General features: G+C 72.3%; 13 protein-coding genes. 12 read left to right on the forward strand and 1 reads right to left on the reverse strand.

What is annotated here, in order from left to right; genetic code table 11:
* Nucleotides 1–22: 22 nt before the first annotated feature.
* Nucleotides 23–2,221 carry an elongation factor G-like protein EF-G2 gene (locus ACGF5T_RS16515; protein ID WP_356605738.1) on the reverse strand — a complete coding sequence of 733 codons (2,199 nt, stop codon included), beginning with the start codon at nucleotides 2,219–2,221 and terminating at the stop codon, nucleotides 23–25.
* A 271-nt stretch (nucleotides 2,222–2,492) separates the two neighbouring features.
* On the opposite strand from ACGF5T_RS16515, the gene pgsA reads away from it, so the two are divergent.
* From pgsA to secD, 12 genes are all read left to right on the forward strand, one after another.
* Nucleotides 2,493–3,161 carry a phosphatidylinositol phosphate synthase gene (pgsA, locus tag ACGF5T_RS16520; RefSeq protein ID WP_383645967.1) on the forward strand — a complete coding sequence of 223 codons (669 nt, stop codon included), beginning with the start codon at nucleotides 2,493–2,495 and terminating at the stop codon, nucleotides 3,159–3,161.
* On the forward strand, nucleotides 3,158–4,090 hold the full coding sequence (locus ACGF5T_RS16525; RefSeq protein ID WP_361012320.1) for a phosphatidylinositol mannoside acyltransferase: 933 nt from the start codon (nucleotides 3,158–3,160) through the stop codon (nucleotides 4,088–4,090). Before pgsA ends, ACGF5T_RS16525 begins: the two co-directional genes overlap by 4 nt.
* Nucleotides 4,087–5,250: a glycosyltransferase family 4 protein gene (locus tag ACGF5T_RS16530; RefSeq protein ID WP_356605734.1), complete on the forward strand. Its 1,164-nt coding sequence runs from the start codon at nucleotides 4,087–4,089 to the stop codon at nucleotides 5,248–5,250. The genes ACGF5T_RS16525 and ACGF5T_RS16530 overlap by 4 nt, the downstream gene beginning before the upstream one ends.
* Before the next feature lie 270 nt (nucleotides 5,251–5,520).
* Nucleotides 5,521–6,063: a hypothetical protein gene (locus ACGF5T_RS16535; protein ID WP_356605732.1), complete on the forward strand. Its 543-nt coding sequence runs from the start codon at nucleotides 5,521–5,523 to the stop codon at nucleotides 6,061–6,063.
* Between the two features lie 122 nt (nucleotides 6,064–6,185).
* The gene (pdxS, locus tag ACGF5T_RS16540) at nucleotides 6,186–7,097 is read left to right on the forward strand and encodes a pyridoxal 5'-phosphate synthase lyase subunit PdxS (RefSeq protein WP_053128068.1); all 912 of its coding nucleotides are present in this window, start codon (nucleotides 6,186–6,188) and stop codon (nucleotides 7,095–7,097) included.
* Between the two features lie 13 nt (nucleotides 7,098–7,110).
* On the forward strand, nucleotides 7,111–7,719 hold the full coding sequence (gene pdxT / locus ACGF5T_RS16545) for a pyridoxal 5'-phosphate synthase glutaminase subunit PdxT (RefSeq protein WP_361012316.1): 609 nt from the start codon (nucleotides 7,111–7,113) through the stop codon (nucleotides 7,717–7,719).
* A gap of 48 nt (nucleotides 7,720–7,767) precedes the next feature.
* Nucleotides 7,768–8,520, forward strand: coding sequence for a YebC/PmpR family DNA-binding transcriptional regulator (locus ACGF5T_RS16550; RefSeq protein WP_356605728.1), 753 nt, complete (start codon nucleotides 7,768–7,770; stop codon nucleotides 8,518–8,520).
* Nucleotides 8,521–8,633: 113 nt separating this feature from the next.
* Complete coding sequence (gene ruvC / locus ACGF5T_RS16555; RefSeq protein ID WP_356605726.1) at nucleotides 8,634–9,308, forward strand: crossover junction endodeoxyribonuclease RuvC; 675 nt, start codon at nucleotides 8,634–8,636, stop codon at nucleotides 9,306–9,308.
* Nucleotides 9,305–9,910, forward strand: coding sequence for a Holliday junction branch migration protein RuvA (gene ruvA / locus ACGF5T_RS16560; protein ID WP_356605724.1), 606 nt, complete (start codon nucleotides 9,305–9,307; stop codon nucleotides 9,908–9,910). Before ruvC ends, ruvA begins: the two co-directional genes overlap by 4 nt.
* Nucleotides 9,911–9,983: 73 nt before the next feature.
* Nucleotides 9,984–11,057, forward strand: a complete 1,074-nt coding sequence (gene ruvB / locus ACGF5T_RS16565) for a Holliday junction branch migration DNA helicase RuvB (protein ID WP_356605722.1) — start codon at nucleotides 9,984–9,986, stop codon at nucleotides 11,055–11,057.
* Between the two features lie 175 nt (nucleotides 11,058–11,232).
* The gene (gene yajC / locus ACGF5T_RS16570; RefSeq protein ID WP_366769002.1) at nucleotides 11,233–11,733 is read left to right on the forward strand and encodes a preprotein translocase subunit YajC; all 501 of its coding nucleotides are present in this window, start codon (nucleotides 11,233–11,235) and stop codon (nucleotides 11,731–11,733) included.
* Nucleotides 11,734–11,863: 130 nt separating this feature from the next.
* Nucleotides 11,864–13,660, forward strand: coding sequence for a protein translocase subunit SecD (secD, locus tag ACGF5T_RS16575; protein ID WP_366769001.1), 1,797 nt, complete (start codon nucleotides 11,864–11,866; stop codon nucleotides 13,658–13,660).

A 13,660-nucleotide genomic window follows, 5' to 3' on the forward strand; every position in this document is an offset into this window, starting at 1 on the left:
TCCCGCGCCGGACACGGCAGCGTTACGACACGGCCCGCGGCTCCTCCAGCACTCGGTCCGCGATCTGCTGCGGCATCGGTTCGTGCCGTGCGTACCGGCGGTCGAAACGGGCGGTGCCGTGCGACAGGGAGCGCAGGTCCACGGCGTACCGGCCGATCTCCAGCTCGGGCACCTCGGCCCGGATCACGGTCCGTCCCCCGCTGGTCTGCTCGGTGCCGAGCACCTTGCCGCGCCGCCCCGACAGGTCGCTCATGACGGCGCCCACGTAGGCGTCACCGACCAGGACGTTCACCTCGGCGACCGGCTCCAGCAGATGGATCCTCGCGTCGGCCGCCGCCTCCCGCAGCGCCAGCGCGCCCGCCGTCTGGAACGCGGCGTCGGAGGAGTCCACCGAGTGCGCCTTGCCGTCGAGGAGCGTCACCCGCACGTCGATCAGCGGATGGCCCGCGGCGACACCCTTGGCGGCCTGCGCGCGCACGCCCTTCTCGACGGACGGGATGAACTGCCGGGGCACCGCGCCGCCGACCACCTTGTCCACGAACTCGATGCCCGAACCGTTCGGCAGCGGCTCCACCTCGAGCTCGCAGATGGCGTACTGCCCGTGCCCGCCGGACTGCTTGACGTGCCGGCCGCGCCCCGCCGCCCTGCTCCCGAACGTCTCCCGCAGCGACACCCGGTGCGGTACGACGTCGACCTGGACGCCGTACCGGCCGCGCAGCCGTTCGAGCGCCACGTCGGCGTGGGCCTCGCCCAGGCACCACAGGACCACCTGGTGCGTGTCCTGGTTCTGCTCCAGCCGCATCGTCGGGTCCTCGGCGACCAGCCGCGCAAGGCCCTGGGAGAGCTTGTCCTCGTCGGGTTTGCTGTGTGCCTCGATGGCGAGCGGCAGCAGCGGGTCGGGCATCTCCCAGGGGGCCATCAGCAGCGGGTCGTCCTTGGCCGAGAGCGTGTCCCCGGTCTCCGCGCGGCCCAGCTTGGCCACACAGGCCAGGTCGCCCGCGATGACGTGCGAAACGGGCCGCTGCTGCTTGCCGAAGGGCGTCGACAGGGCGCCGATCCGCTCGTCGACGTCGTGGTCCTCGTGGCCGCGGTCGGCCAGCCCGTGCCCGGAGACGTGCACCGTCTGGTCGGCGCGCAGGGTGCCCGAGAAGACGCGGACCAGCGAGATCCGGCCGACGTACGGATCGGAGGACGTCTTGACGACCTCCGCCACCAGTGACTCCTCGGGATCGCACCTCCGCAGCTCGCGCGGAGCGCCGTCCAGCGTGGTGACCCGGGGCGCCTCACGTTCCAAGGGGGTCGGGAAGCCGCGCGTGACCAGCTCCAGCAGCTCGACCGTACCGAGTCCCTGGCGGGCGCCCTCGGCCGCGGGGGCGGCGGCCAGGACCGGGAAGAACACCCCGCGGGCGACGGCCCGCTCCAGGTCCTCGACGAGGGTCCTGACGTCGACCTGCTCGCCGCCGAGATAGCGCTCCATGAGGGTCTCGTCCTCGCTCTCCGAGATGATCCCCTCGATCAGCAGGGAGCGCGCCTCGTCGATCGACGGCACCTGCTCCCCACCGGGCTCGGACTCCTCGCGCTCGCCGGAGGCGTAGTCGTACAGCTTCCGCGACAGCAGCCCGATGAGTCCGGTCACCGGTGCGTGCCCGTCGGGCGCCCGCGGCCCGTGCAGGGGCAGGTACAGCGGCAGTACGGCGTCGGGGTCGTCCCCGCCGAAGGCCTCCGCGCAGATCCGCGTCATCTCCTCGAAGTCCGCGCGGGCGGCCTCCAGATGCGTGATCACGATGGCGCGCGGCATGCCGACGGCGGCGCACTCCTCCCACACCATGCGGGTCGAGCCGTCCACGCCGTCGGCGGCCGAGACGACGAAGAGGGCCGCGTCCGCCGCGCGCAGACCGGCCCTCAGCTCACCGACGAAGTCGGCGTACCCGGGAGTGTCCAGGAGGTTGACCTTGATGCCGTCCCATTCCACCGGCACCAGCGACAGCTGTACGGACCGGTGCTGCCGGTGCTCCATCTCGTCGTAGTCCGAGACGCAGCCGCCGTCCTCCACGCGGCCCGCCCGGTTCAGTGCTCCCGCCGTCAGCGCGAGCGCCTCGACCAGGGTGGTCTTGCCCGATCCGGAGTGGCCGACCAGCACCACATTCCGTACGGACGTGGGATGGTCGGCCGCCGTCGCTCTTCCGGCGGCTCCGGGGTGGGTGTGCGCCTTGTCGCCCATGTCCTTGCCTCCCGTGCACGGTGAGGTCGCTGTGGGCGCGGACACGCCAGGCCGCGTGCCGGCGGCTCCGGTGACGCCCGCGGTCCTTCGAGCTTTCCACTCCCGTCACGCGCCGTCCATACGAAGGGCCCGATCCCCCCGCCCACCGGCCGCCCACCGCCCGTCCACCGGGGGGACAGGGTGCCCGGCCGTCACCCACGCGCGCGCGTGGCTACGATGGGCCAGCCGGTGGCCAGCAGGGGCCGCGGCCACACCGACCGTCGGGAAGGCCATGCTGAACAAGTACGCGCGTGCATTTTTTACGCGTGTCCTCACACCGTTCGCCGCGTTTCTCATCCGCCGGGGCGTCAGCCCGGACACGGTCACGCTGATCGGCACCGCCGGTGTGGTCGCGGGAGCGCTGGTCTTCTACCCCCTGGGTGAGTTCTTCTGGGGCACGGTCGTGATCACGCTCTTCGTCTTCTCCGACCTCGTCGACGGCAACATGGCCCGCCAGCTCGGCCGCTCCAGCCGCTGGGGCGCCTTCCTGGACTCCACCCTGGACCGGGTCGCCGACGGCGCGATCTTCGGCGGCTTCGCCCTCTGGTACGCCGGGGGCGGTGACGACAACGTGCTGTGCGCCGTGTCGATCTTCTGCCTGGCCAGCGGCCAGGTGGTGTCGTACACCAAGGCGCGCGGCGAGGCGATCGGCCTGCCCGTCGCCGTCAACGGACTCGTCGAGCGCGCCGAGCGGCTCGTCGTCTCCCTGGTCGCCGCCGGCTTCGCGGGGCTGCACAAGTTCGGCGTGCCCGGCATCCAGTACCTGCTCCCCGTCGCCCTGTGGATCGTCGCCGTCGGCAGCCTCGTCACGCTCGTCCAGCGCGTCGTCACGGTCCGCCGCGAGGCCGCCGAGGCGGACGCCGCCGCGCAGGAGGACCAGGGCACCGAGGCGGCCAAGTGAGCGCTCGGGACCGGCTGGCCGACGGCCTGTACGGCGCCGGCTGGAGCACCGTGAAGAAGCTGCCCGAGCCGGTCGCCGCACGGCTCGGCCGCACGATCGCGGACATCGCCTGGAAACGGCGCGGCGCGGGCGTCCGCCGGCTGGAGAGCAACTACGCGCGCGTGGTGCCGGGCGCGGGCCCCGAACGGCTCGCCGCGCTCTCGCGCGCAGGCATGCGCTCGTACCTGCGCTACTGGATGGAGTCCTTCCGGCTCCCGGCCTGGAGCCGGGAGCGCGTCGAGGCGGGTTTCGCTCCCGAGGGCCTGCACCACCTCACCGACGGCATGGACGCGGGCAAGGGCGTGGTCCTGGCCCTCCCGCACCTGGCCAACTGGGACCTCGCCGGTGCCTGGGCCACCACCAAGCTGGGCATCCCCTTCACCACGGTCGCCGAGCGCCTCAAGCCGGAGACCCTCTACGACCGCTTCGTCGCCTATCGCGAGGGCCTCGGCATGGAGGTCCTGCCGCACAGCGGCGGCACGGCGTTCGGCACGCTCGCCCGGCGGCTGCGCGACGGCCGTCTGGTCTGCCTGGTCGCCGACCGCGACCTGTCCGCCTCCGGCGTGGAGGTCGACTTCTTCGGCGAGACGGCCCGCATGCCGGCCGGGCCCGCCCTGCTCGCGCTGCACACCGGCGCCCGGCTGCTGCCGGTGACGCTCTGGTACGACGACTCGCCCGTCATGCGGGGCCGGATCCATCCGCCGGTCGACGTGCCCGAGTCAGGTACCCGCGCGGAGAAGACGTCCGTCATGACACAGGCGTTGGCCGACGCCTTCGCCACGGGGATCGCCGACCACCCGGAGGACTGGCACATGCTCCAGCGCTTGTGGCTGAAGGACCTCGATCCCGCCAAGGCACCCGCGGCGGCCGAGGGGCAGGTCGCCCCGTGAGGATCGGCATCGTCTGCCCGTACTCCTGGGACGTGCCGGGCGGCGTCCAGTTCCACATCCGGGACCTCGCCGAGTACTTCGTCCGCCTCGGCCACGAGGTCTCCGTGCTCGCCCCCGCCGACGACGACACCCCGCTGCCCCCGTACGTCGTCTCCGCCGGCCGCGCGGTGCCGGTGCCGTACAACGGCTCGGTGGCCCGGCTGAACTTCGGCTTCCTGTCGGCGGCCCGGGTGCGGCGCTGGCTGCACGACGGCGCCTTCGACGTCATCCACATCCACGAGCCGACCTCGCCCTCCCTGGGGCTGCTCACCTGCTGGGCGGCGCAGGGCCCGATCGTGGCGACCTTCCACACCTCCAACCCGCGCTCCCGCGCGATGATCGCCGCGTACTCGATCCTGCAGGCCGCCCTGGAGAAGATCAGCGCCCGGATCGCGGTGAGCGAGTACGCCCGCCGCACCCTCGTCGAGCACCTGGGCGGGGACGCCGTCGTGATCCCCAACGGCGTCGACGTCGACTTCTTCGCCGGCGCCGAGCCCAAGCCCGAGTGGCAGGGCGACACGATCGGCTTCATAGGGCGCATCGACGAGCCCCGCAAGGGCCTGCCGGTGCTGATGCGGGCGCTGCCGAGGATCCTCGCCGCCCGGCCGCAGACCCGGCTGGTGGTCGCGGGCCGCGGCGACGAGGAGGAGGCCGTGGAGAGCCTGCCGAAGGAGCTGCGCTCCCGCGTGGAGTTCCTCGGCATGGTCAGCGACGAGGACAAGGCCCGCTTCCTGCGCAGCGTCGACCTGTACGTGGCGCCCAACACCGGCGGCGAGAGCTTCGGGATCATCCTCGTCGAGGCCATGTCGGCGGGCGCGCCCGTCCTCGCCTCCGACCTGGACGCCTTCGCACAGGTCCTCGACCAGGGAGCGGCCGGTGAGCTGTTCCCCAACGAGAACGCCGACGCGCTCGCCGACGCGGCGGTGCGGCTGCTGGCCGACCCGCAGCGCCGGGCCGAGCTGCGGGAGCGGGGCAGCGCGCACGTACGGCGCTTCGACTGGTCGACCGTCGGCGCCGACATCCTGTCCGTCTACGAGACGGTCACCGCGGGCGCGGCGGCGGTGGCCACGGACGACCGGGCGACGGGGCTCAGGGCGCGCTTCGGACTGGCGAGGGACTGAGGGCCGGGCGGGCCGTCCCGACCGGGCCGCGGTGGCCCGCCCGCGGGCGGGCGACGCGGTGACGGTCGACCTGGCGCCCCGGCGCCCCGGCGAGGCGAGGCAGGGACGCCTCTCCGGAGTGGAGGGTCTCGGGCGTGACGGCCCGTCGGCGTCCCAGGAGCGACGCGACGGGCCGTGCGGCCGGCGGACCACGCGCGGGGTCGCCCGGCGTGGCCCCGCACCGAGGGCGCCGCGCCCTCTCCGCGGAGCGCCCCCGTAGGCTTGCGGCCCGTGACCGCAACCCTGATCTGGATCCTGGTCGTCCTCGTCGCGATCGGCCTGTACCTGAGCTGGACGGCAGGGCGGCTGGACCGGCTGCACGCCAGGATCGACGCCGCCCGCGCCGCACTCGACGCGCAGCTGCTGCGCAGGGCGTCCGTGGCCCAGGAACTGGCCACCTCCGGCGTCCTCGACCCGGCCGCCTCCATCGTGCTGTACGAGGCCGCGCACGCCGCACGGCAGGCCGAGGAGGAGCAGCGGGAGGTGGCCGAGAGCGAGCTGAGCCAGGCCCTGCGGGCGGTCTTCGCCGAGCCGCAGCAGGTGGACGCGCTGCGGGAGGCCCCCGGTGGCGAGGAGGCCGCCCGCGAACTGGCCGAGGCCGTGCGGCGCGTCCCGATGGCCCGGCGGTTCCACAACGACACGGTGGGAGCGGTGCGCAGGCTCCGCGAGCACCGAAAGGTCCGCTGGTTCCGCCTCGCCGGACACGCTCCCTTCCCGCTGGCCTTCGAGATGGACGACGAGTCGCCGACTGCCCTGGTGAAGCGGGTCGCCTGACGGCCGCCGCCGGTCGCGCACCGAAAACGATCCACCGCCTCCTCATTGGCCCTTGCTGTGGCCTGGTCGCGTCGCGTTTCCTCAGAGCTGCACACGTCCCCTTCCCCGCAGCGAGGTACCCCGTGTCCAGCACGCTCTCCGAGAACCAGGCCCCCGAGACCGGCACCGCCCGCGTGAAGCGCGGCATGGCCGAGCAGCTCAAGGGCGGCGTGATCATGGACGTCGTCACGCCGGAGCAGGCGAAGATCGCCGAGGACGCGGGCGCCGTCGCCGTCATGGCCCTGGAGCGGGTCCCGGCCGACATCCGCAAGGACGGCGGCGTGGCCCGGATGTCCGATCCGGACATGATCGAGGGCATCATCGGCGCGGTCTCCATCCCCGTGATGGCCAAGTCCCGCATCGGCCACTTCGTCGAGGCCCAGGTCCTGCAGTCCCTCGGCGTGGACTACATCGACGAGTCCGAGGTCCTGACCCCGGCCGACGAGGTCAACCACAGCGACAAGTTCGCCTTCACCACCCCCTTCGTCTGCGGCGCCACCAACCTCGGCGAGGCCCTGCGCCGCATCGCCGAGGGCGCCGCGATGATCCGCTCCAAGGGCGAGGCCGGCACCGGCAACGTCGTCGAGGCGGTCCGCCACCTGCGCCAGATCAAGAACGAGATCGCCCGCCTGCGCGGCTACGACAACAACGAGCTGTACGCCGCCGCCAAGGAGCTGCGCGCCCCCTACGAGCTGGTCCGTGAGGTCGCCGAGCTGGGCAAGCTCCCCGTCGTCCTCTTCTCCGCCGGTGGCGTCGCCACCCCGGCCGACGCCGCGCTGATGCGCCAGCTCGGCGCCGAGGGCGTCTTCGTCGGCTCCGGCATCTTCAAGTCCGGCGACCCGGCCAAGCGCGCCGCCGCCATCGTGAAGGCGACCACCTTCTACGACGACCCGAAGATCATCGCGGACGCGTCCCGCAACCTCGGCGAGGCCATGGTCGGCATCAACTGCGACACCCTCCCCGAGACCGAGCGCTACGCCAACCGCGGCTGGTAAGGCACCCGATCCGATGAGTGACACCCCCGTCATCGGCGTCCTGGCCCTCCAGGGCGACGTACGGGAGCACCTCGTGGCCCTGGCCGCGGCCGACGCCGTGGCCAGGCCGGTGAGGCGCCCCGAAGAACTCGCCGAGGTGGACGGCCTGGTCCTGCCCGGTGGCGAGTCCACCACCATCTCCAAGCTGGCCGTCCTCTTCGAGGTGATGGACCCCCTGCGCGCGCGTGTGCGTGACGGTCTGCCCGTCTACGGCACCTGCGCCGGCATGATCCTGCTGGCCGACAAGATCCTCGACCCGCGTTCCGGGCAGGAGACGGTCGGCGGCATCGACATGATCGTGCGCCGCAACGCCTTCGGACGGCAGAACGAGTCCTTCGAGGCGGCCGTCGCCATCGAGGGCGTCGACGGCGACCCCGTGGAGGGCGTGTTCATCCGCGCTCCCTGGGTGGAGTCCGTGGGCGCCTCCGTCGAGGTGCTCGCCGAGCACGACGGCCACATCGTCGCGGTCCGCCAGGGCAACGCGCTCGCCACGTCGTTCCACCCGGAACTGACCGGCGACCACCGCGTGCACCGGCTCTTCGCCGACATGGTGCGCGCGAACCGCGCGGCTCGGTCCTTGTAGGATTCCTGCGTTCGTTGCAGAGATGGGTTACGCGAAGGAGACAGGCAGATGTCCGGCCACTCTAAATGGGCTACGACGAAGCACAAGAAGGCCGTGATCGATGCCAAGCGCGGCAAGCTCTTCGCGAAGCTGATCAAGAACATCGAGGTCGCGGCGCGCATGGGCGGCGTCGACATCGAGGGCAACCCGACGCTCTACGACGCCATCCAGAAGGCGAAGAAGCAGTCGGTCCCGAACAAGAACATCGACTCCGCGGTCAAGCGGGGCGGCGGTCTCGAGGCCGGCGGTGCCGACTACGAGACGATCATGTACGAGGGGTACGGCCCCAACGGCGTCGCGGTGCTCATCGAGTGCCTCACCGACAACCGCAACCGCGCCGCCTCCGACGTCCGCGTCGCCATGACCCGCAACGGCGGCTCCATGGCCGACCCCGGCTCGGTGTCGTACCTGTTCCACCGCAAGGGCGTCGTCATCGTCCCCAAGGGCGAGCTGAGCGAGGACGACGTCCTCGGTGCCGTCCTGGACGCGGGCGCCGAGGAGGTCAACGACCTCGGCGAGACCTTCGAGGTCCTGAGCGAGGCCACCGACCTGGTCGCGGTGCGCACCGCCCTCCAGGACGCCGGCATCGACTACGAGTCCGCCGACGCCAACTTCGTCCCGACCATGCAGGTCGAGCTGGACGAGGAGGGCGCCCGGAAGATCTTCCGCCTCATCGACGCCCTGGAGGACAGCGACGACGTGCAGAACGTCTTCGCCAACTTCGACGTGAGCGACGAGGTCATGGAGAAGGTCGACGCGTAGCGCCGCGGCGCACATGACGGCCGCGGTGGGCCGGGGGACACGTCCCCCGGCCCACCGCCGTTGTCGGTGGCACCCGATAGCCTGCACAAACAGGCGATCGAACGGGAGGGCACGTGCGCGTACTGGGGGTGGACCCGGGGCTGACCCGCTGCGGGGTCGGTGTCGTGGAGGGCGTCGCGGGCAGACCGCTCACCATGATCGGTGTCGGCGTCGTCCGCACCCCCGCCGACGCCGACCTCGGCCACCGCCTCGTCGCCGTCGAGCAGGGCATCGAGCAGTGGCTGGACGAGCACCGGCCGGAGTACGTCGCCGTGGAGCGCGTCTTCAGCCAGCACAACGTCCGTACGGTGATGGGCACGGCCCAGGCCAGCGCCGTCGCCATCCTGTGCGCCTCCCGCCGCGGCATCCCCGTCGCCCTGCACACCCCGAGCGAGGTCAAGGCCGCCGTCACCGGCAGCGGCCGAGCCGACAAGGCGCAGGTCGGCGCCATGGTCACCCGCCTGCTGCGGCTCGCCGCGCCCCCGAAGCCGGCCGACGCCGCCGACGCCCTCGCGCTCGCCATCTGCCACATCTGGCGCGCTCCCGCGCAGAACCGGCTCCAACAGGCCGTGGCCCGCGCCGCCCAGCCCGTCCCGCGGACGCCACCGGCCCGGCGCACGGCGGCCGGCCCGCTCTCCCCGAGCCCCCGGCAGACCCCGACCCCCCGGCGCAGCCCGACCCTCGAACAGCCCCACGCCGCCCAGCAGTCCCCGGACACCCCGCACGCACCGAAAGGCCACCCGGCATGATCGCCTTCGTCAGCGGCACCGTAGCCGCCCTCGCTCCCGATGCCGCGGTGGTCGAGGTCGGTGGCGTCGGCATGGCCGTGCAGTGCACGCCGAACACGCTCTCCACCCTCCGCCTCGGCAAGTCCGCCAAGCTCGCCACCTCGCTCGTCGTCCGCGAGGACTCGCTCACCCTGTACGGCTTCGCCGACGACGACGAGCGCCAGGTCTTCGAGCTGCTCCAGACCGCCAGCGGTGTCGGACCCAGGCTCGCCCAGGCGATGCTCGCCGTGCACAGCCCCGACGCCCTGCGCAGAGCCGTCTCCACCGGCGACGAGAAAGCGCTCACCGCAGTCCCCGGCATCGGCAAGAAGGGCGCGCAGAAGCTGCTCCTGGAACTGAAGGACCGCCTCGGCGAACCCGTCGGCGCCCCCGCCGTCGGCGCTCCGGTCAGCACCGGCTGGCGCGACCAGCTGCACGCGGCCCTGATCGGCCTCGGGTACGCCACCCGGGAGGCCGACGAGGCCGTCTCCGCCGTGACCCCCCAGGCGGAGGCCGCCGGCGGCACGCCCCAGGTGGGGCAGCTGCTGAAGTCGGCCCTCCAGACCCTGAACCGCGCCCGCTGAACCACCGCCGAGCCCGCTGACCCACCACCGCGCCCGCCGCACCACCACCCCGACCCCCGAGGCACACACCGCTATGAACTGGGACGACACGACCGACACCGACGCCACCGCCGAGCGGCTCGTCGGTGCGTCCGCCGACGGGGAGGACCAGGCGGTGGAGGCCGCCCTGCGCCCCAAGGACCTGGGCGAGTTCATCGGCCAGGAGAAGGTCCGCGAGCAGCTCGACCTCGTCCTGCGCGCCGCCCGCGCGCGCGGGGCGACCGCCGACCACGTCCTGCTCTCCGGCGCGCCCGGCCTCGGCAAGACCACCCTCTCGATGATCATCGCGGCCGAGATGGAGGCCCCGATCCGGATCACCTCGGGGCCCGCCATCCAGCACGCCGGGGACCTCGCGGCGATCCTCTCCTCCCTCCAGGAGGGCGAGGTGCTCTTCCTCGACGAGATCCACCGCATGTCGCGGCCCGCCGAGGAGATGCTCTACATGGCGATGGAGGACTTCCGCGTCGACGTCATCGTCGGCAAGGGCCCGGGCGCCACCGCCATCCCCCTGGAGCTGCCGCCGTTCACCCTGGTCGGCGCCACCACGCGCGCGGGGCTGCTGCCGCCCCCGCTGCGCGACCGCTTCGGCTTCACCGCGCACATGGAGTTCTACGGACCCACCGAGCTGGAGCGGGTCATCCACCGCTCGGCGGGCCTCCTCGACGTCGGGATCGACACGGCCGGCGCCGCCGAGATCGCCGGCCGCTCCCGCGGCACGCCCCGCATCGCCAACCGCCTGCTGCGCCGCGTCCGCGACTACGCCCAGGTCAAGGCCGACGGCCTGATCACCCAGGAGATCGCCGCGGCCGCCCTCGCGGTCTACGAGGTCGACGCCCGCGGTCTGGACCGGCTGGACCGGGGCGTGCTGGAGGCCCTTCTCAAGCTGTTCGGCGGCGGCCCCGTCGGCCTGTCCACGCTCGCTGTCGCGGTGGGGGAGGAACGTGAGACCGTGGAAGAGGTCGCCGAACCGTTCCTCGTACGGGAGGGCCTGCTGGCCCGCACCCCGCGCGGACGGGTCGCGACCCCGGCGGCATGGGCGCACCTCGGCCTCACCCCACCGCGGTCCCAGAACTCCGGAAACGGACAACAGGACCTGTTCGGGGCGTGACGCCACCGTCACGAAGAGGACATTCGCCGGGGCAGGAACCCCGGTGCCATGCTGAGCGTTGTTCCATGCGCGCGGACTCGCTTAGACTCCGCCGATGCCGCCCTTGTCGGCGGCGCACACACCCCCAACCATCAGGCCGCTCACCATCGCGGTCGTGTGAAGGAAGTACCGACCCGTGAGTCTCGTGACCCTCCTCCCGTTCATCGTGCTCATCGGGGCCATGTTCCTGATGACCCGGTCGGCGAAGAAGAAGCAGCAGCAGGCCGTCGACATGCGGAACCAGATGCAGCCCGGTTCCGGCGTCCGCACCATCGGGGGCATGTACGCCACGGTCAAGGAGGTCAACGAGGACACGGTCCTCCTCGACGCCGGCCCGGGTGTCGAGCTGCTCTTCGCCAAGAACAGCATCGGTGCCGTCCTCACCGACGACGAGTACAACCGCATCGTCCACGGCGTCGAGCACGACCTGAAGTCCGACGCCGACATCGTCCCGGACGATGCCTCCTCCCTCACCGGGCCCGACGCCCCCGCCGACGACGCCGCCGTCTCCGACGACAAGCCCGTCGACCTCGGCAAGAAGGACGCGGCCGACGAGCCGACGGCCGACACCGCGCCCGCCGAGGCGAAGACGGACGAGCAGGCGAAGAAGTCCGACGGCGGCTCCGAGGCGAAGTAACCGTGCTCCGGGGCGAGCGGGACGTTCCCGCCGCCCCGTGTGACGCGCGGCTCGCACGGATCCGGACACCATGTGATGGCCGCCGGCGACGCCTACCCGGCGCGAGCGGCCCGAGAGGGAGTACGCAAAGGTGGTAGCACCTAAAAAGGGAAAGAATGCGAGCGCTCAGAGTAAGCCCGGGCGCTCGCTGGCCCTGATGCTGATCGCCATCGTGGCGCTCACCGGCGGCATGTTCGCCTCCGGACACACGACTCCGCGTCTCGGCATCGACCTGGCCGGCGGCACCAGCATCACGCTGCGCGCGGTGCCGGAGGCGGGCCAGGAGTCCGCGATCAACAAGACCAACATGGACACCGCGGTCGAGATCATGGAGCGCCGCGTCAACGGTCTGGGTGTCTCCGAGGCCGAGGTGCAGACCCAGGGCGACCGGAACATCATCGTCAACATCCCCAAGGGGACGAACTCGAAGGAAGCCCGGGAGCAGGTCGGCACCACCGCCAAGCTCTACTTCCGCCCGGTGGTCGCCACCGAGCTGTCCGGCGCGGGCGCCACCGGCAGCCCCTCCCCGAGCCCGACCGGCAACGCCACCGACAAGGCGACCGACAAGGCCACGGACGGCACCGCCGACAAGGACAAGGCCACCGACGGTGACAAGGCGAGCGACGCGCCCTCCGGCTCCGCCTCGGCGAGCTCCAGCCCGCAGGGCCGGGCCGCCAGCGACGCCCTGAAGGCCGACCCCAGCCCGTCCGGCGGGGCCACCGACGGCGCCTCCCCCTCCGCCAGCGCCAGCGCCTCCGGCGACGACGCGACCGCCAAGCTCCAGGCCGCGTACGCCGCGCTGGACTGCACCGACGCATCCGCCCGGGCCAAGGCGGGCGCCGGCGCCAAGCAGGGCGAGTCCATGGTCGCCTGCGGCCAGAACGCGCAGGGCCAGTGGCAGAAGTACATCCTCGGCCCGGCCGCGGTCGACGGCACGGACGTCGACAGCTCCGAGGCGGTCTTCAACACGCAGACCGCCGCCGGCTGGACCGTGACGATGAAGTTCACGGACGGCGGCGCCAAGAAGTTCGCCGACATCACCGGCAAGCTGGCGCAGAACCAGTCCCCGCAGAACCAGTTCGCCATCGTCCTGGACAACGAGGTCGTCTCCGACCCCTACGTCAGCCAGGCGCTCACCGGCGGCAGCGCGGAGATCTCCGGCAACTTCGACCAGGAGGAGGCCCAGGGCCTCGCCAACATGCTGTCCTACGGCGCGCTGCCGCTGACCTTCAAGGAGGACAGCGTCACCACCGTCACCGCCGCACTCGGCGGTGAGCAGCTCAAGGCCGGTCTGATCGCGGGTGCGATCGGCCTCGCCCTGGTCGTCCTCTACCTGCTGGTCTACTACCGCGGTCTGTCGTTCATCGCCGTCGCCTCGCTGCTGATCTCCGCGGCCCTGACGTACGTGATCATGTCGCTGCTCGGCCCGGCCATCGGCTTCGCGCTGAACCTGCCGGCCGTCTGCGGTGCCATCGTCGCCATCGGCATCACGGCGGACTCGTTCATCGTGTACTTCGAACGCGTCCGCGACGAGATCCGCGAGGGACGCACCCTGCGTCCCGCCGTCGAGCGGGCCTGGCCGCGCGCCCGGCGCACCATCCTGGTCTCCGACTTCGTGTCCTTCCTCGCCGCCGCGGTGCTCTTCATCGTCACCGTCGGCAAGGTGCAGGGCTTCGCCTTCACCCTGGGGCTGACCACGCTGCTCGACGTCGTGGTGGTGTTCCTCTTCACCAAGCCGCTGCTGACGCTGATGGCCCGGCGCAAGTTCTTCGCGAGCGGCCACAAGTGGTCCGGCCTCGACCCGAAGAGCCTGGGTGCCAAGCCGCCGCTGCGCCGCACCCGTCGTACCGCCCGCCCCGCCGGCCCTGTCGACCCGAAGGAGGCGTGA

Origin of the sequence: Streptomyces sp. NPDC047853, from assembly GCF_043204535.1 — a bacterium.
Taxonomy (GTDB): Bacteria; Actinomycetota; Actinomycetes; order Streptomycetales; family Streptomycetaceae; genus Streptomyces.

Bases quoted from the DNA above. Each gene is read 5' to 3' on its own strand.
- pdxT (WP_361012316.1), top strand. From the start codon at position 7,111: ATGAGTGACACCCCCGTCATCGGCGTCCTGGCCCTCCAGGGCGACGTA.
- ruvA (WP_356605724.1), top strand. From the start codon at position 9,305: ATGATCGCCTTCGTCAGCGGCACCGTAGCCGCCCTCGCTCCCGATGCC.
- ACGF5T_RS16550 (WP_356605728.1), top strand. From the start codon at position 7,768: ATGTCCGGCCACTCTAAATGGGCTACGACGAAGCACAAGAAGGCCGTG.
- ruvB (WP_356605722.1), top strand. From the start codon at position 9,984: ATGAACTGGGACGACACGACCGACACCGACGCCACCGCCGAGCGGCTC.
- pgsA (WP_383645967.1), top strand. From the start codon at position 2,493: ATGCTGAACAAGTACGCGCGTGCATTTTTTACGCGTGTCCTCACACCG.
- ACGF5T_RS16515 (WP_356605738.1), bottom strand. From the start codon at position 2,221: ATGGGCGACAAGGCGCACACCCACCCCGGAGCCGCCGGAAGAGCGACG.